The sequence below is a fragment of the Frankia sp. CcI156 genome (assembly GCF_001983015.1).
In the GTDB taxonomy this organism is placed as follows: domain Bacteria; phylum Actinomycetota; class Actinomycetes; order Frankiales; family Frankiaceae; genus Frankia; species Frankia casuarinae.
On sequence record NZ_MOMD01000043.1, the window covers coordinates 40,383 to 58,495 of the forward strand.

Genomic DNA, 18,113 nt, shown 5'->3' on the forward strand with positions numbered 1-18,113 from the left:
TGACCGGAATGTGGGGATGGCGTCCGGCCGGTCGCGATGACCGCGCCGGGATCGGCGACTGCTTGATATCGGGCCTACGCCCAGCGCAAGGCGACTCCACCCCACGTCGCGCCGCCGCCGAAAGCCACGATAAGGAGCAGGGAGTCCCGCTGGAGCCGACTGGCCCGTACAGCGTCATCCAGTGTGATCGGCACGGAAGCGGCACCGGTGTTGCCGTACTTGCCGACGGTGAGATGCAACATTCCCGAGGCGAGCCCCAGGTTCTCAGCCAGGTCGGCCAGCATCAYGCCGTTCGCCTGATGAGACACGATGAGATCAACGTCGGGCAGCGTTATACCCACAGTCGTGCACAGTTCCGTCACGACTGCTGCCAACTTCTCGGTTGCCAGGCGACGAACCTCCCGGCCGTTCATCATGAAGTAGTGCTGATGTTTCTCGATGCTGAGATGGCTCGGAGGTATTCGACTGCCTCCGCCTGGGATCTGGATCAAGTCCTTGTTGCGCCCGTCCGAGTACAGGGTGCTCGCCAACAGGCCTTGTCCGTCAGGTACCTTGCCGAGGACGACCGCGCCAGCACCGTCTCCGAAAAGAGTCGAGGTGCGGTAGTCGGTGTAGTCAAGAATGCGCGAATAGGTGTCGGYGCCAATAACCAAGGCGGTGGAGTAATCCGGGTCCGCGGCAAGTAGGGAGTCGGCGCACTTCAGCGCGTAGATGAAGCCGGTGCAGACCGCTTGAATATCGAAGGCGAACGCTCGAGTGGCGCCGATGGATGCTTGAACGTGGCATGCGGTGGCKGGCATGGGCTGGTCGGGTGTGGATGTGGCAAGCACGATCAGATCGATGTCCCGGGCCTGCATGCCTGCCGCGGCGAGCGCCTGTCGTGCGGCGTGGGCAGCCAGATCCGAGGTGGCCTCGTGCGGTGCTGCCACACGGCGTTCGCGGATGCCGGTCTTCTCGAAGATCTTGCCACGGTCGAGACCGAGGCGATCTTCCATTTCTTCACTCGTCAAAATTTTTTCTGGGACGTATGACCCGGTTCCCAGAATGGCTGTGTTCACGATTAATCCTTTCAGGGGTCGAGGCTACAGAAGTTCGGCGATATACTCACTGAATTCTGCGATTGTGGGATGCTCCCGGATTGCGGCGAGCGAGATGGAGACCTTGAATATTTGCTGGATTCGTCCGCGGAATTCCACGGCGCGTAGGGAGTTCAGACCGAGTTCCGAAAAGGCGGCACTAGGGCTCAGTCGACGCGCTCGCAAGCTGAGGATCTCACGCAAGATTTCAAAGATCATCTTTCTGATGATCTTGAGGCGTTCATCTCTGGTAGCCTGTGAAATCTCGGCGCTGATGTCGGCGTCCGTCCCAGTGTCCGGACGTTGCTCGGTCGGCTCTGTATGCGCTGACCGGGCCGAGTCGGTCGGGGGCGCCAGGTTCCTGAGTAGCTTGATCAGATAGGTGCGTCTGTCCCACGTCGTAGGCGGCACGTCCGCGATGGCTCCATCGCCGTGCCACCGCCGCCAATTCATGTCGAGCCCGGCGCAATGAAGCGCTGCGATGCTCGTTCGTAGGGCTGTGGCCTGATCGTGCCTGTTATCGGTAGTCGGTACAACCGTGGCCTCCGGCGCCCCGGCCGCCTGGAGGGTCAGAATAAGCGGGTGGATTGCCACCGGATGTGGAGAGATCTCCTGGAAAAGCTGGTGTCCGTCGTTGACGATGGCGGTCGTGGCATCCACCGCCCGAACCGGGCAGCGCATGTTCTCACCCCAGTAGGCAGCATCGAATGTGGGTGTCTGCCGCGGATCAGGCAGAACCGTGGTATAGAAACGGATCGTCGGCTGCCTAGGCCGTATATCGCTGAGCTCAGCGGTCAACGCGTCGGCGACTGGATGGRTCAGGGGACAGTGCGAGGCGACATCGACATTGATCATATGCGCGGGAACGTCGCGGGATGTCCAGCTTTCGACCAGGCGTTCGACTTCGACTCGAGTACCGCCGATCACGGTGGACCGGGGTGCGGCGAAGAACGCGACAGCCACGTCGGGAAGATGGTCGATCTCTGCCTGGACCGTGGCCGCATCCAGTTCGACGACCGCCATCGCCGCAACGCGGGCTTCGGCGATGGGAACGCACAGCCGAGACCGACGGCAGATGAYGCGGATGCCGTCTTCCACGGTCAACGCCTCCGCGATCACGGCGGCGGCGATTTCACCCATGGAGTGTCCTACTACGGCGGCGGGGTGGATGCCGTGGGATTGCAGGGTGCGCGCCAGAGCGACCTGTACCACGAAAATCAAGGGCTGTACCTGGTCGATTCGGGTCACCTCGTCACCGGCCCGCAGCACCTCCTCCGGCGAGAAACCCGACTCGGCGCGAATCAGGGGGTCGAGCGCCGCGATCGTGTCGGCAAACACGGGTTCGGTGGCGAACAGGTCTCGCCCCATACCGGGCCACTGCGAGCCGTGGCCGCTGAACACCCACACCGGTCCCGTTGCGTGCTCGGCGTGGACATAATCGTTGACCATGCCTTCAGGACGGGGGTGTGTCCCGTCGGCATATGCGCGTAGGCGGTTGACGAGATCGTCCCGGGAGCGAGCGACGACCGCCAGTCTCTCGGGGCCGTGCGAGCGGCGTACCGCGAGCGTGTGCGCGATATCTTTCAAGGGTGTCGTCGCGCCGGAGCGGATGAGCCAGTCGGCGAGCCTGATCGCGGAATGCTGCAGCGCAGTTTCTGATCCTTCCGACAGCAGGAACGTGAGAACGGAATCGTCGCTGCTGCTGGACGACCTCGGCGCGACCGGGGAGCTGGAATCCGGCGGTTCCTCCACGATGGCATGCGCGTTGGTCCCGCCCACACCGTAGGAGGACACGGCCGCGAGGCGCGGACCACCGGTGACTGGCCATGGTGTCGTTACGGTCGGAACGAACAACCTGGTGCCGGACGGGTTGATAGCGGGGTTCCACCGTCGGAAATGCAGGGACGCCGGGACCTCACCGTGGTACACCGCCAATATGGCTTTGAGTAGCCCCACCATGCCCGCGGCGGGTTCGGCGTGGCCGAAGTTCGTCTTAGCCGAACCCAATGCACACCGGCCTCGTCCCCGTCCGTAGACGGCGGCCAGCGAACGGAACTCGATCGGGTCGCCAACGATKGTTCCGGTGCCGTGCGCTTCGATCATTCCAATTTCTTCCGGGTCGACATCGGCAATACTCAGGGCGGTACGGAACACCTCTTCCTGAGCTTGCTCGGAAGGAACGGTGAACGGGGACGTCTTCCCGTCATGATTGACCGCCACCCCCCGTAGCACGGCGAGCACGCGGTCCTGGTCACGCATCGCGTCGTCGAGACGTTTAAGTACGAGGACCACGCAGCCCTCGGCCCGAACGTAGCCGTCCGCTCGTTCGTCAAAGCTGAAGCATCGCCCGGTGGGAGATAGCACTCCCAACTCGTTATAGGCCAGGAACGTTCGGGGGCTGAGTAGCAGGTTGACCGCGCCAGTGATCGCGAGGTCACACTCGTCCTGCCGAAGGCTGTTACATGCCAGGTACACGGTGGCCAACCCTGTCGAACACGACGTGTCCACGGTCATGCTGGGACCGCGCAAACCGAAGACGTGCGATATCCGACCGGATGCCGGTCCGGCCTGGTTACCGGGCACAAAGTAGGGGCCSCCGCCGCTCGGGAGCTGATGTGCGTGGAGCATATGGTCCAAGTTGGACATGCCGACGAACACAGCAGTGCTGCTCCCTACCAGGTCATCRGTTGGCAATCCAGCGTGCTCGAACCCCTCCTGCACGACCTCCAGCAACAGCCGATGTTGAGGATCGATCAACTCTGCCWCGGTCGGGTCGATACCGAAGGCCTCTGGATCGAAGGCGCCGACGTCCTCCGACAAAAACCCGCCACGCCACAGCACGTTCCGATCGGTCTCTGCCTGCGATGCTTCCCGCGACGCCTCACTCCATCGCTCTGATGGCACATCGGTGACCGCATCACGACCGTCGCGGAGGAAATCCCACAGCGACGCCGCGGAACCAACGCCGCCAGGAAGGCGGCACCCGATCCCAATCACCGCAACCGCGCTGGAGGTGTTTCCCCCARCATCCCGCGTCCGTTCACCCGAACCCTTACTCGGATCCGCGCGGATGGTCTGATCCGCCTTCTTGACCGGAGCGTCGTTGGCGGAGTCGTCGGTTGTAGTGACCGTGATGTCACTGTTGGTCAGCTGTTCGACCAGGACGGGCCGGATCGGGTCCGCAAGATCCGGGGAGACCCGGGGCAGTCGATCGTCGCTCTTCCTCTGCTTCGACACGAGGACGCTCCTCAGCGACTCGGTTGAGATGATGAAGGAAGAGTACCCCAATCCGGTCGCTTATCAACCACTTGGTTAATATATATTCCACTTTGGTGTGGTTGTCGGCGGGGCGGACACGCCGGGCCTCGACCGGGCCCACGCAGGAGGAGGTGCCTGGTGTCCCGGTCCGGAGATCTGCGCTCTGATGAGATCTGTGATGAGGCCCCGTCAGATGATCCACAGCCGCCAGCGAAGTCGCGGCCCGTGACTACCCGTGAGGTTGTACGCCTCCAGACTCTCCATGAGGAGGCGGGGGTGAGGTGGAGGCGCTCCGCTCGCGCTCGCCAACATGTCGCTGCGGCTCACACGTACGTTCCTGGGGGCTCCTGCTGCTGTCCTTAACCCACGCGACGATCTGGGCCCGTGAGGTGAAACCGAGCTTGCCGAGAATGCGCTCGACGTGACCTTCCGCCGTGCGCTGGGCGATCACCAGGTAGCTCGCGATCTCCTTGTTGCTCAGACCGCGGGCGACGAGGTCCGCCACCTGACGCTCCCGAGGGGTCAGGGGCACCTCCGGCTCGCCGGCGGGAACGACGGGGTGGGCGACGGGAGTCCCGGTGCCCTGGGTAGCCGCGGCGACGGCCTCGTCCAGGTCGAGTTCCGCGCCCTGCGCTAGGGCGCGTTCGAGCTTCCGTTGATCCAGGACGCGTCGCAGGGACGCCTCGCATCGGTGGTGGAACGAGGCGAGCCCGAAGACGGCGATCGACGCCCCGGTCTCACGCCAGATCCGCCCGGCCGCGCCGAGCAGGACCGCGGACTCGTGGTGCCGACCGGCCGAGGCCATGACCCACGCCTGCTGCTCCAGCGCGACGGCGATGCCGACATGGTCGTGGAACGCGTATTTGAGGGAGATGGCCGCGGCATGGTGCTCCATCGCCTGCTCYAACTCGCCTAGCTGCCAGGCCGCCAGACCGAGGCCGCACAGAGCGAACGAGCGGAAGCAGCATTCGCCGAAGCGCTCGGTCAACGCCACRCATTCCGCGAAGACGGTCGCCGCCGCGTCCYGTTCCTCGCGGATTCCGTGGGCCAGCCCGAGATAGAGCAGTGATTGGGCGAGACCGAGCGGCTCGTCGAGGTCAGTGAACCGGCGGCGGGCGTCCTGACTGCGCTCCACCGCCGCCGACGTGTCCCCGCTGATGGCGGCGAGCCTGCCCTCGACGCAGGCGATGCGTGCGAGCACCCGCTGCTCGTGCAGCCTGGCGGCCAGATCGCGAGCCTCGGCCAGCAGCGACGCCGCCGCGGTGATGTCGCCCTGGAGGGACGCGGCGTGGGCGGCCGATTGCAGACCGATGGCCCGGATCMCGTCCGGCTCCGTGGCCTTGCTCAGCCCCCGATCAAACCAGAAGCGCGCCTCGCTGAGTAGCCCGATGGCGGCCCAGTATTGCCACAAGGCCACCATGATGGACAGAGCGGTCTCCGCCAGGCCCGGTGTGGTGAGGCAGAGGTCCAGCGCAACCCGTAGGTTCGCTTGCTCGTTCCGGATCCGCCGGATCCAGTCCAGTTGGGCCGGGCTGCACCACTGAGCGTCGGCGAGGGCCGCCATCCGGCGGTAGTAGGCGAGATGCCGACGGCGCACGTCCTGTTCCCGACCGGACTCGCGCAGGCGGTCCTGGCCGTACTGGTGAATGGTGTCCAGCATCCGGAACCGGACCATCCCCTCGTCGTCGTCACGGACCAGAATCGACTTGTCAACCAGCCCGCTCAGCACGTCCAGCACGACTGCCGGCGGGTACCTGGCGCCCTCCACCTGCTCAGCCGCCTCCAAGGTGAACCCGTCGGCGAACACCGACAGGCACGCCCACATCTGCTGCTCCTCGGGATTGCACAGGCCGAAGCTCCAGTCGATCAGCGCGCGCAGGGTCTGCTGGCGGCGGGGTCCGGCCCTGTTGCCTCGCGTCAACAGGGCGTAGCGGTTGTCGAGCCGATCGAGGATCTGCTCCAGGGACAGCGTCCGGAGCCGAGCAGCCGCCAGTTCGATCGCCAGCGGGATGCCATCCAGGCGATGGCACAGCGACGCGACGGTCCGCCAGTTGCCCTCGTCGAGGCTGAATTCCCCCAGTACCGCCGCCGCGCGCTCCGCCAGCAGGCTCACCGCCTCGTACTGGATGAGCCCGCCAGCCAACGCGGACTGGTCCGCGCCCGGGGCCGGCACCGGGGGTACTCTCAGCGGGGGCACCTTCAGCACCCGTTCCCCCGCCACCCCGAGCAGGTGGCGGCTGGTTGCGATGACCCGCAGGTCCGGGCCCGCGCGCAGCAGGGTGTTGACGAGCCGGGCACACGTGTCCACGAGGTGCTCGCAGTTGTCGAGCACGARCAGGATCCTGCGCGGAGCAAGGTGCGCGGCGAGCGTCGCCGCGGTCCATCGCCCGGAGAGGAACTGCAGGTCCATCGCCTCGGCGACCGCGTCGACGACCAGTGACGGGTCGTCGAGGTCGGCCAACTCGGCGATCCAGACACCGTCGGGGAACGCGCGCTGCCGGTCCGCCGCGARCCGAAGGGCGAGGCGGGTCTTCCCGACCCCCCCGGGCCCGGTCAGCGTGAGCAACCGGGCGCCGGCCAGCAACCGCAATGCCTCTGCCAGCTCCTGTCTGCGACCGACGAAGCTGGTTAGTTCCGCCGGCAGGTTCGACCTTCCACGTCCGGACACACACAACACCGTCCCGCTACCTGTGGGGGGACACAACTTGGTCGGATAAGTGGACAACTGGGACGGACAGGTGGACAACTGGGACAGACAGGTGGGCAGGCGAGCGGACAGGTAGTGAGACAGGTAGTTCTCCCGTCCCCGCACACCGGTCCGTCGCTCAGGCTGCACCCATGCCGAGGACGCAGACTGCACTGCCAGCAGCCTTGGGATGCCGGGGACCGGAGCCGACCGGCTGGAGCGGGTGTAGGCAGCCAGGGCAATGGCACATCCACAGGCCAATCAATTGTAATAGTCGGGTGTTGTACATCCGTGTTCCATGCAATGAGATGACGCCAGAGTTGGGGGAGACCCTGCGAAGCAGGGCAGTTAGGAAGATCGTTAACGTGGCGGCCGGATCTGGTTGCGGAGCTAGCCAACAAAGTCCCTTGGTATCGTCGACACCAGTCCTGTGCGCTTATGACGAAGTAAATTTATGCGAGACTAAGCACGCGAGACCAGATGCGAAAATCCAGCCGGTGGGCGAGGCCGACCGCGTTTCCCGGAAACTTCGACAAAGATCTGATTTGATGACCAACGAGAAAGCGCATTCACCGAAGGGCTTGCCGGTGATTCGGCAGACGACCTCCGAAACTGATGTCGTGGTAGTCGGTGCCGGCATCATAGGCCTGGCGAACGCCCTTCAGCTTGCCAAACGAGGCCTGCGAGTAACGCTGATCGACAACCTTCGCGACAAGAAACACAGCTACAAGGTTGGAGAGTCGTTCCTAGTCTTCACAAGTGCTTTTCTCCGCACTGTGGGCGAGCTGGATGAGTTCATCACCGAGGAATCATTCGCGAAACTCGGTGTATGGTTCTCCCACGGCACGGAGAACAGATCAGACTTCCACGACGCCACCGAGTKGGCCATCAACGCCGACCCGCATCCGCCGCATTATCTCTACGATCTTGCGCCCGACAAGAAGTGGTTCCGCTGCATGTTCCTCGACATGCAGATCGTCCGTCCCGAAGCGGAGGATTCGATGTGTGCGGCCGTCCGACGGCGTGCTGGAATCACTTTCGTCGACACCGCCCGAGTGAGCGACATACAGATCTCCCCGGGAGCGGACTGGCACCAGGTGGAATGGYTGGACGRCACAACCGGGCACAGCAACATCATCCGAACGCGCTGGGTCGTCGACTGTTCTGGACGCAACCGGTTGTTGGCCCGCGGCCGCGGACATGCCGCGGAGCGGCGGGAACTGACTGACGGATTTCAGACGACAGCGGTCTGGGGCCAGTTCGAGGGCGTGACCGACGGCCTGTTCGGTGACGAGTGGACGCATACCTTCCCTAACGGCCGCGATACGCAACGCGACCTGTACACCGTACATTTGTGGGGGGCCGGTTACTGGATCTGGGTCATCCGGCTCTCGAAGGAACGGATCAGCGTCGGCGCGACTTTCGACCAGCGGTCGGCGCCACCCGGCCGAACTCCGCAGGAGCAGTTCTGGAATCTCATCCGGCGGCACCCCGTCCTCGACAAGGTGATCGCACCGGAGTCACTCCTTGAGTTCCGGACCTACCGGAACGTCCAGCACTGGACCGACACGTTCGTCAGCCCGCAGCGCTATGCAATGGTAGGCGACGCGGGCAGCATCATCGACGCCTACTACAGCCAGGGAATCGCGCTGGCGTTGGTGACCAGTTGGCATCTCGCCAACATTGTCCAGGACGACGTCCGCTCCGGGAACCTGGACCGGGCGTATATCGAGCGGGTGAACCGAGCCACTCGCCAGGACTGGCACATGCTGMGCGCGATGGTCCGCGAAAAGTACACTGCCGCGATCGCGGATCCTCGCTTCTTCGTGTTGTCCCACGTGCTTGATATGATGGTGTTCTGGTCGGTGGRCAGCACCCGTTCAGCGCTCACCCGATGGCTCGTCGACACCGAGGGCGACACCACTCGGGAGACCCCGAAGAACCGCCGCGTCCGGCGGCGTCTGCAATCCACGCTATTCTACTCCCGGGCCCCGCTGTGGCGGTGGTTGCCGCCGGAAACCGTGCATTGGATACAGAGCCGGCTACAGGCCAACCTCGCGGCCCGCGCACGGTGGCGGCTGGATCACGGTGTCAAGCTACCAACGGTCCGTAGTGTCCAGAACGTCACCGCGCCGCTGYCTAAGCTGTGGTGGCTGGCGATCGGCGGGGACCGCGGACGAGATATTTCAGCTCATGACCTGGTGGAACCCGCGGAACTACGACCAGAGGGCACCGCGACCTGGTTGGACCGGTTGCCCGTGCCGGCCAACACCCGATTGCGATGGGTGATCCGGCTGCGGCCGTACGCCCTGCTCGCCGGATTCTCCGCTGCCTATCTGTGGGACGGGGCGGACACGGCGATCCGACGCCTGCGCCTGCTTGTACGCCGCCCCAGCGACAGCGCGACGGCCAGCGAACTCGCTAACCACGAGGCCTTGCTAAGGAAGAATGAATGAAAGCCGTTACCACTGGGCGACCGATCGCTTATCTACATTTGGACTCGCCGCACGCGGAGTACCCACAGATCGTTACCGCCCTGGCTGATTACGGTGTCACGGCAGTCGCGGTCCATCTCGACAACGTGCACACCGTCGACTGGACAGCGTTCGACGGCGTGAACCTACGAATGTGCCGCGGCTTCCACGAGCGGCCCGACTTTCTTGACAGGATCCGGAGACTGTATCTGGAGCTGGACGGGAAGATTCCAATTCTGAACTCGATGCGGGTGGCCGTCGGGACGCTCGACAAACGTCGGTACCTRTCAGAGCTCGAACAGGACGGCATCGCGGTGATCCCGACCCGGTGGGTTTCCCGGGGCGAGGACGTGACGATTGACACGCTCATGACCCAGACCGGATGGGACCATGTCGTCATCAAGCCAACCGTCTCGGCCGGCTCCTGGCRCACCTTCCGGGTCTCACGGAGCGGGCCGAGCACCTCAGCAACGCACTTCGTCCGGCACGGCCACGAAGCAACGTCGGCGACGGGCGTGGCACCACGCCGCGACACGGAACCCGAGACACTGCTCCGTGACTTGGTGTCCACCCATCACGTCTGTGTCCAGCCCTTTCTTTCATCGATCCTGGCTCACGGTGAACTCTCCTTCGTCTTCCTAGGCGGAAAGTTGAGCCACGCGGTCCGCAAAAGAGTCGCCCGGGACGGCGGCTGGTGGGCACACGAACGGTTCGGTGGCCGGAATGAAGTGATCCAGCCGACACCAGCCGAGCGTGAGTGGGCGTACTGTGTATATGAAGCACTAGAGAACCGATACGGACCGTTGATCTTCGGCCGGGTTGACGGCTTGCGGGACGAACACCGTGTGCTGCGGCTACTGGAATGTGAGCTCGTCATCCCCCGTCTGCTCCTGACCGAGGGCAACGCCTACGACACGTACGCAAAGACCATCGCGCGGGCGGTTGGCGGCTGACCCGATGACCTACCGAGAAACGCTCGCCGGCCCCGGGGAGTAACGGTTACGCACGCAGCGCATCGGATCTACCGGCGGTTTACCTCATCCTGCCACTCTCGCTCGTGCTCGGCGTCACCGTCGGTTTAGACGTCCGCCTGACCTTCCCAGGAGTAGTGATGGTCAACGCATCCGGTCCKGTAGCCGCGCTGTCGCCCCATGCGCTTCTCGTTTTCCTGCTCCAGATCGCTTTCCTGCTCGGGCTAGCTTATCTCCTCGGGCGGGCGGCAACGCGGCTGGGAATGCCGGCAGTGGTGGGTGAACTCCTCACCGGCGTGATCCTCGGGCCATCTCTGCTTGGCGCGCTCGCGCCTGGCTTCGCCGGCTGGCTGTTGCCCGCACGGGCCGACCAGTTCCATCTCCTCGACGCCGTCGGCCAGCTCGGCGTGATTCTGCTGGTCGGATTCATCGGCATAGAGATGGACATCCAGATGGTGCGGCGCCGGGGTCTGGCCGCCGCCCGGGTCGGCCTCGCCGGGCTGCTGGTTCCGGTGGGCCTCGGCGTCTCGGCGGGTCTACTGCTGCCTGACTCTCTCGTCGCGGACGGCGCCCATCGGCTGGTGTTCGCGGTGTTCCTCGGCGTAGCGCTCGGGGTCAGCGCGATCCCGGTAGCCGCGAAGATCCTCATCGACATGAACCTGTTGGACCGCAACGTCGGCCAGCTCACCCTGGCCGCGGCCGCAGTCGACGACGTGGCCGGGTGGTTCGCACTCTCCATAGTGTCGGCGATGGCGACCACGGGCGTGCGTGGCAGTGACATCGCCGTGCCGGTGGTCAGCGTGCTCGGCACCGTGCTGGCCGCCCTGGTGGTCGGTCCTCCGACGGTCCGACGGGCACTTCGATACGCCAGCACGGCGCGCGACGGCGGTGGCCACATCGTGGTCGTCACCGTACTGATCCTGGCCGCGGCGGCGGCCACGGAGGCACTGAAGCTTGAGGCGATCTTCGGCGCGTTCATCGCCGGCGTCGTCATCGGGTCCAGCCGGGGTTTCGCTCCCGACCGGGTCGCGCCGCTGCGGACGGTGGTGCTCACCGTGCTGGCGCCGATCTTCTTCGCCACCGCCGGGCTACGGGTCGATCTCGGCAAGCTCACCGACCTGTCGGTCCTCGCCGCCGGCCTGGTGGTCCTGCTGCTTGCCGTCGCGGGCAAGTTCGCCGGCGCCTACCTCGGAGCCCGGGCCAGCCGGCTTGGCCACTGGGAGGCCCTCGCGCTCGGCGCCGGGCTGAACGCCCGCGGGGTCATCGGTCTGGTCGTCGCCKGAGTGGGGCTGCGCCTCGGCGTGTTGAACACGGCGGCCTACACGGTGGTGGTCCTCGTGGCACTCATCACCACCATGATAACTCCGCCGATCCTGCACCTCACGATGYGACGGGTGGAGCACACCGCGGACGAGACACTACGGCGACTGGACCCCCCGGYGACACCGAAAGCGCACATTCCGGTGCCCGACGCTAGCGCCGRCATGGACGTCAAATAACCGCATYCTGCAAAAGGCTGTTTCGTAACTCGATCGGGTGTGGTGTGGGTGGGGTCGGGGTGTGCTCGACCCGCGCGACCCGACCGGCTCACTCCCGCTCGTCAGCCCGTCGGGAAGACCACGGACAGGCCAACGACTGCGTGGCAGATGAAGGATTTTGACCCTTCGGAGTCGCCCTGCCCCTACCAGCCCAGGAGTGCGAATYCCCTGGGCCACCCGACCCAAGAAGCTGTTTTGGAATTACCCTGGTCCCATATCCCGACCCGATAAAGCGGGCTGTCGACCGGTTGGCACGCCGAGCGCCGGAGTCCGATCCTCTGGCGCCCAGCATGCGTCCGAGGTTAGGGCAAGATCTAAAATAGGTTCTTAGAATTTTCCTCCGGGAGGGGTTGRGACCGCTGTCTGGGCTATGACCGCAACGTGGCTGGTGGCCCCGGCTGGCGCCGGCCGGGGTGTCGCACTTTGCGGACTCTCGATACTGGCCCGTGGTACGGGTACGGCGCCGCCGTTGTCCTGCTTGGAGTTCTGGCCGCAACCGCTGAGGAACAGAGTCGATGGGATGACGAGGGCGCCAAGCACCGTCACCATGGCTCGACGGCCACGGTGCCTCGGCGTCCGGGGCCATCGGGATTGGAAGGAATGTATGGTGTCCATAATGATTCAGTAGTCTACTGCCCTATGCGCAACTTTTCCACCTACCCGAGAGGCCGGGTTTTCCACCCGTCCGCGAGGTCAAAAAGATCCTGAAGCGTCCTTCCGGTGATCACATCAGTACCTTCGGCGGGTAAACCAGCCCGCCTCTTCCGAACCTTGCTGGTGCCATTGATGATCAGGTGTGAGCTCAATGGAAGTACTTTAAGAGCGTGTCTCACGCGGCGGTTCCCGGTAGATAAACGATCATGGATGTGATGGAGAGCGGCTTGCTCTACGTCCGGTCCCGGACGAGTTGTGGAAGCTGGTTGAACCGTTGCCACTCCGGTTCGAGGCAGGTCCGCAGGGCGTTGAACACCCCCGGCTGCTCGGCGAGGATCGGGCGGCCAGCGTCTGCTCGCCGACGTGGGAGCCGTCGATCGCGGCCCCGAGCGTCGCTCGCGACGCGTAGGTGGTCATGAGCGCGGCGCGCACAAGTAGGTGGGGCGGGTCGTCGGCGGTGCCCGACGGGCCGAACGCGGCCCGGCTCGCCGTCGTGTCCAGGCAGCGGGTCTGGGTGCCATCGTCCCGCACGCCGGCGGGTCACATACCGTTATCAACCTCCATTCTCAAACCCCTTCTGACCGACAATCTCAAACACCTTCTCAGATCTCTGCGAATTCGCGAACGGCCTGGATGAACTGGTTGAACTGGCTACGGTGCACGTCGTGTGATGCGTTGTGCAACTCGACGGTGGTGYAGCAGGCGGGCAGGATGCGGCGTGCGTGCGCCCATTCCTCGTCGGACCACAGTCCGCCCCGCAGCGGGTTGGCGCGGATGAGAAGGGYCCGAACAGTGAGCTGACCTAGGAGCGGGAGTAGCGAGCCCGTACAGGATCCATCGCGCACCAGGCTCTCGACGATGGCAGGGTCGGCGTACCGGAAACCCTCCAGCAGACTGTCCACATCATCGGGGTGCCAGCTGGGATGAACCATGGCGAGGATTTCCCGCAGTTCTATTTCGGGCAGTGCGATGGCCTTGATCAGATCGTTGATCTGTTCGCGCTRCAGCTTTGGTGACATCATCACCGGGGGGTCTTCAAGAACAAGACTCGACACCGTCGGGGRAAGCTGCTCCGACTCGGCACCGGTCGCGGTGACCAGGGCCACGGCGGCTCCCCACGAGTGGCCGACCAGCATCGGCTCCTCGACCMCCAGGGCGGTCAGGAAGGACACCACATCATCAGCGGCCTTGCGTAGGCCGTACGACCCGATGGGTGCTCGAACACTGGCACCATGTCCTCGCAGATCGAGCGCGAACACCTGGTACCTATCCCCCAGCGCGGGGCCGACACGAGACCAGCTTGCAGCCGATCCCGCGTTGGCATGCAGCAACACGACCCGCATTCGTTCATCTCGATCTTCACTCCAGACCCGATAGCTGAATCGGCCGGCAGGCAGATCAATGAATCGTGCGTGCCAGCCAAAATTGGCACGGCCAGCGTGTGCGCCCGTCATGGCAGGCTCTTTTCTTCGTCAGCGGTGGCCGCTATGGTGCTACGGTCGCACCARCTGGCGATTCCGCGGGCCGGATCCGCTCCCACGTCAGGTACGGAAGCCGGATGCCAGAGCCGTCCCACTTCGCCGGACAACACAGCGTCAACACATTCTCTCTCAACGCGAAATTGCGAACCTGGTTCCCTCCAATCCATTCGGGAACAGACGCCACCTGCACATGATGGATGACTTGATCATCCTCTAGGCAATAGGTTCCGCAGTATCCGATGTAGGGATGGTTCATAGCGATCGATTCGGCGTCGACCTGCGAGCTATTCATGAATTCGGAGACGGATGCGCTTGAGGTGCGACGCTGAGGGTCGCGCAGGTGTGCGGACATGTGGCCGTCGGCCGCGTAGATCACTAGACCGCTCGGTTGGGTGCCCATGGGCATGCTGAGAATTATTCCATTGCGGTCAGTAACGATGAACGAGACAAGCTTCCATGCTCCGACTAGCAAAGGTCCATGCGTATCGAGGTGGTCCGAAAAATCCGAACTGGTTACGCCGCTCATGAAGGCAAACCTCCATTGATGTTGGATTAGCTTAGATTGTTGACTTGCTAGTCCGAGGTCGACAGTTCGGAGGCCACGCCACATCCCCTCCCTTCAGCGTCCGGTGATGGCGGTACAGGAGCCCCTTCCCTGATGCGGGGGTGATCCCCCGCCGATGATCCTCGCGATCCGTAGGAGGTGGAGGCCGCGTGCAACAACACCGCGGTACACGTCCGTCTTGGTGGCGGCAGGGCCGGGGWGGCTGGCGAATTCCGACCTCCGCTATTCCCGCGGAAAATCCAAAATTCATGATCACGTCTCGCGGAAGCGGTTGATCGCTTCCAGATGGCGGGTCCGTATCGCGTTGTCGCGCACGCCGAGGCCCTCCTGCGGCGCGAGGCACAGGACCGCGACCTTGCCCTGGTGCAGGTTGCGGTGCACCTCGTAGACGGCCTGGCCGGTCTCGTCCAGTGGATACACCCGTGACACGGTCGGATGAACCAGCCCCTTGGTGATCAATCGGTTGGCCTCCCAGGCCTCGCGGTAGTTCGCGAAATGCGACCCCACTATCTTTTTCAGATTCATCCAGAGATAGCGGTTGTCGTAGGAGTGGACGAAGCCGCTGGTGGAGGCGCAGGTGACGATCGTTCCGCCGCGGCGGGYCACATAGACCGAGGCGCCGAAGGTCTCCTGTCCGGGATGCTCGAAAACGATGTCCGGATCCTCCCCGCCGGTGAGCTGCCGGATCTTCTTGCCAAAGCGCTGCCATTCCTTCGGGTTCTGGGTGTGCTCATCCGTCCAGAACCGGTAGCCTTCCGACGTCCGGTCGATCACCAGCTCGGCGCCCATCCTGTGGGCAATTTCGGCTTTCTCGGAAGAAGAGACAACGCAGACTGGGATGGCACCGCCGCGCACCGCCAGCTGCGTGGCGTAGGAGCCCAGACCCCCGCTCGCGCCCCAGATCAGCACGATATCTCCCTGCTTCATGTCCGCGCCGTTGCGCGACACCAGCTGACGGTATGCGGTGGAGTTCACCAGGCCCGATGCCGCGGCCTCCTCCCAGCTCAGATGCGCCGGTTTCGGCATGAGCTGGTTCGCCTTGACCAGAGCCAGTTCGGCGAGGCCACCGAAGTTGGTCTCGAAACCCCAGATGCGCTGCTCCGGATCCAGTATCGTGTCGTTGTGGCCCTCCGGCCGTTCCAGCTCGACCGACAGGCAGTGGGCCACCACCTCGTCACCTGGCGACCAGGCGTGTACCCCCGGCCCAGTGCGCAGCACGACACCGGCGAGATCGGACCCTACGACGTGATAAGGCAGGTCGTGTCGCTTGCTGAGCGGGGAGAGACGGCCGTAGCGCTCCAGGAAACCGAACGTCGGCAGGGGTTCGAAGACCGACGTCCACACCGTGTTGTAGTTGATCGAGGACGCCATCACGGCGACCAGCGCCTCACCGGGGCCGATCTCCGGTGTCGCGACCTCGTCCAGGTGCAGTGAAYGTCGGGGGTCTTTGTCGCGGGATGCGAGCCCACTGAAAATGTTGACGTCTTCCTTTCGGACGACCACTCCCCGGTAGGTCTCCGGCACCCGGAGGGATGTAAAGGCCTCCTTGGGCGTGTCACCGGCGAGAATAGCTGACCTTATTTCTTTCACGGTCGAACTCTCCTATACGATGCCGRCATCGAGCAGATGTTCAGTAGACCCGGAAACCCCGCCCGGTCTTGTACCCCAGACATCCGGACCTGACGAGGTCTTCCAGCAGGAGCGTCGGGGTGTACCCGGGTTCGCGGAACTCCCGGTACAGGGCGCGCTGGATGGCGAGTGTCACGTCCAGGCCGATGACATCGGCGAGTTCGAACGGCCCCATCGGGTGTGCGCAGGCGACCTTCATGGCTGTATCGATCACATCGATATCCACGTAATGGGACTCMAGCATCTTCACCGCGTCATTGAGATATGGGAACAGTAGGGTGTTGACGATGAAGCCGGCGCGGTCGGCACACCGGACCGGGTACTTGCCCGCCGTCCTGGCCACGTCGAAGACAGTCGCGGTCACGTCGTCCGCGGTTACGATGGTCGGCACGATCTCGACCAGGCGCATCTTCTTCGCTGGGTTGAACCAGTGCATACCGACCACATCCTGCGGGCGGGACGTGGCGGTGGCACACTCGATCACYGGCAGCGAGGACGTGGTCGTCGCGAGGACCGCTCCCGGGCGTGCAACCGTGTCGAGTTCAGCGAACAGCGCCCGTTTGACGTCCAAGTCCTCAACGACCGCTTCGATGATGAGGTCACACTCGGCGAGGACGGACAGATCGGTCGAAGCTCGAACCCGTGCCAGTGTCGAAGTACGCTCGTCCGATGAGATCTTTCCCCGTTCGACCGCTTTGTCCAGTGACCGCTCGATCTTCGTCCGGACAGCGGCGATTTTCTTCTCGCTCCGTGCACGGAACACCACCTTGTAGCCATGGTGGGCACAGACCTCGATGATTCCGCTGGCCATGGTGCCGGTGCCGACCACGCCGATCGTGTGCACCGGCCGTCCTGGGACCGCGAAGAAGCCGAGTTGGGGTGGTTCGACCRTGTCGACGATCTCGGAGGAGTAAGGGGCGGCATAGGTGTAGAAACCCCGCCCGGTCTTGCGGCCGAGCATGCCGGCGGTCACTAGCTGCTTGAGCAGCGGGGCCGGTGCGTGCAGGTGGTCGCGGGAGGTGTGATAGATCGAGTCGAGAATCTCGTACGCGGAGTCGAGACCGATCAGATCGAGCAGTGCCAATGGGCCCATCGGGTGACCGCAGCCGAACCGCATGGCGGCGTCGATGTCCTCACGGGTRGCGTAGCACGCCTCCAGCATCCGGACAGCGCTGTTAAGGTACCCGAACAGCAGGGMGGTCACGATGAAACCCGCCCGGTCCCCGGCGACCACCGCGGTCTTTCCGACCTTCGCGACGAGCGTCCCGACATCCTCCAGTACAGACGGGTCGGTGACCRCAGTATGGATGATCTCGACCAGGCCCATGACCGGTGCGGGGTTGGACCAGTGGGTCCCGACAACCCGGGAGGGGCGTGAGGTAGCGACGGCCAACGTGATGATTGGCAGGGAGCTGGTGTTCGTCGTAAAGATCGTCTCTGGCGGACACAGCCTGTCCAGCTCGGCGAAGAGCCCGAGCTTCTTCTCGATCCGCTCGGGAATCGCCTCGATGACCAGCTGGCAGTCGGCCACGGCCTCGATCCCGGTTCCGGCCTGGATACGGGCGAGCAGGGCGTCCCGCTCGACCTTGGTCAACTTGCCGCGGCTCATCGCCCGGTCCGTGGAGTGCCGGATCCGATCGAGCCCACGGGCCAGCGTCTCGTCGTTGAGCTCGACGCCGACCACCTCGATGCCGGCGCGCGCCATTACCTCGGCGATGCCGGCGCCCATCGTGCCGAGCCCGACAACTCCGACCTTCGTGCCGTTGAGCTGGATATCCATC

Annotated in this window: 10 protein-coding genes; 3 read left to right on the plus strand and 7 right to left on the minus strand. The window is 64.3% G+C overall.

The features are described 5' to 3' along the window. Positions 1–74: 74 nt before the first annotated feature. From CcI156_RS16315 to CcI156_RS26275, 3 genes are all read right to left on the minus strand, one after another. Positions 75–1,058, minus strand: a complete 984-nt coding sequence (locus CcI156_RS16315) for a 3-oxoacyl-ACP synthase III family protein (RefSeq protein ID WP_254847468.1) — start codon at positions 1,056–1,058, stop codon at positions 75–77. Between the two features lie 24 nt (positions 1,059–1,082). Beyond that, positions 1,083–4,313, minus strand: coding sequence for a type I polyketide synthase (locus CcI156_RS16320; RefSeq protein ID WP_076806623.1), 3,231 nt, complete (start codon positions 4,311–4,313; stop codon positions 1,083–1,085). Between the two features lie 250 nt (positions 4,314–4,563). Continuing rightward, a complete protein-coding gene (locus CcI156_RS26275; RefSeq protein ID WP_139341524.1) occupies positions 4,564–7,002 on the minus strand; it encodes a LuxR C-terminal-related transcriptional regulator in 2,439 nt (812 codons plus the stop codon). Between the two features lie 383 nt (positions 7,003–7,385). On the opposite strand from CcI156_RS26275, the gene CcI156_RS16330 reads away from it, so the two are divergent. The 3 genes from CcI156_RS16330 to CcI156_RS16340 all read left to right on the plus strand — a co-directional run bounded on the left by CcI156_RS16330 (position 7,386) and on the right by CcI156_RS16340 (position 11,964). Continuing rightward, positions 7,386–9,476 carry an NAD(P)/FAD-dependent oxidoreductase gene (locus CcI156_RS16330; protein ID WP_076806628.1) on the plus strand — a complete coding sequence of 697 codons (2,091 nt, stop codon included), beginning with the start codon at positions 7,386–7,388 and terminating at the stop codon, positions 9,474–9,476. After that, the gene (locus CcI156_RS16335) at positions 9,473–10,447 is read left to right on the plus strand and encodes a RimK family alpha-L-glutamate ligase (protein WP_076806630.1); all 975 of its coding nucleotides are present in this window, start codon (positions 9,473–9,475) and stop codon (positions 10,445–10,447) included. Before CcI156_RS16330 ends, CcI156_RS16335 begins: the two co-directional genes overlap by 4 nt. A gap of 158 nt (positions 10,448–10,605) precedes the next feature. Continuing rightward, complete coding sequence (locus CcI156_RS16340) at positions 10,606–11,964, plus strand: cation:proton antiporter (protein ID WP_076806632.1); 1,359 nt, start codon at positions 10,606–10,608, stop codon at positions 11,962–11,964. 1,295 nt (positions 11,965–13,259) lie between these two features. Here the strand turns inward: CcI156_RS16340 and CcI156_RS16345 are convergent. The 4 genes from CcI156_RS16345 to CcI156_RS16360 form a co-directional block, all read right to left on the minus strand. After that, the gene (locus tag CcI156_RS16345; protein ID WP_083718595.1) at positions 13,260–14,111 is read right to left on the minus strand and encodes an alpha/beta fold hydrolase; all 852 of its coding nucleotides are present in this window, start codon (positions 14,109–14,111) and stop codon (positions 13,260–13,262) included. 31 nt (positions 14,112–14,142) lie between these two features. Continuing rightward, positions 14,143–14,664 (minus strand): lipocalin-like domain-containing protein, encoded by a 522-nt coding sequence (locus tag CcI156_RS16350; protein WP_076806636.1) that lies wholly within the window; start codon positions 14,662–14,664, stop codon positions 14,143–14,145. 291 nt (positions 14,665–14,955) lie between these two features. Then, positions 14,956–16,293 (minus strand): crotonyl-CoA carboxylase/reductase, encoded by a 1,338-nt coding sequence (gene ccrA, locus CcI156_RS16355; protein ID WP_076806639.1) that lies wholly within the window; start codon positions 16,291–16,293, stop codon positions 14,956–14,958. 40 nt (positions 16,294–16,333) lie between these two features. Further along, positions 16,334–18,112, minus strand: coding sequence for a 3-hydroxyacyl-CoA dehydrogenase family protein (locus CcI156_RS16360; RefSeq protein ID WP_076806641.1), 1,779 nt, complete (start codon positions 18,110–18,112; stop codon positions 16,334–16,336). Position 18,113: the final 1 nt, after the last annotated feature.